The organism is Cupriavidus sp. 05T313, assembly GCF_056396665.1.
In genome coordinates, this window is the sequence record NZ_JBFTLX010000611.1 from 1 (window position 1) to 487 (window position 487).

The 487-nt window shown below is 62.2% G+C and carries 1 protein-coding gene; it reads left to right on the forward strand.

The annotated features are described in order from the left end of the window. Window positions 1-330, forward strand: a 330-nt coding sequence (locus tag AC1DKD_RS42000) for a helix-turn-helix domain-containing protein (RefSeq protein WP_477144836.1), incomplete at its 5' end; no start/stop codon positions are given. Window positions 331-487: the final 157 nt, after the last annotated feature.

Below are 487 nucleotides of genomic sequence, written 5' to 3' on the forward strand. Positions count from 1 at the left end.
CAGTTGGAGGCCTACCGGCAGTGGCGGGAGGAACTGGAGTCGGTTTCGATGGCCAACCAGGCAACCATCGACAACCTATACAAAGCGAGGTTGGCCGGAATCAAGGCAGCAGCCCCGGCCCCGCGGCTGCAGCCCACCATGCAGAAGGTGTACGACGCCGTTAGGACAGCCCGCGGGCCAGTCAACGCGGCGGAAATTGCCGGGCAACTTGGTGTCAGCCGGCCAACTGCCCAGCGGTACCTGAGCACCCTGGAACGCAAGGGCCTGCTGGTCCTGGACCTCACCTACGGGAGCACGGGCAGGCCATTGAATTCCTACACGGTGCCGTGACCGGGCAGCGCTTTACCCTCGCCCGTCAATAAGGGCGCGGTTCGGGTAGAAGCGCAGGTCAGACCTCGGTTGAACTTTCAAATACCTTGAGCTTTCATTGACCGTTTACCCCCTCGCGTCCTGAGGTTGGCGGTGCAAAGTGGTCCCCAGTTAGACC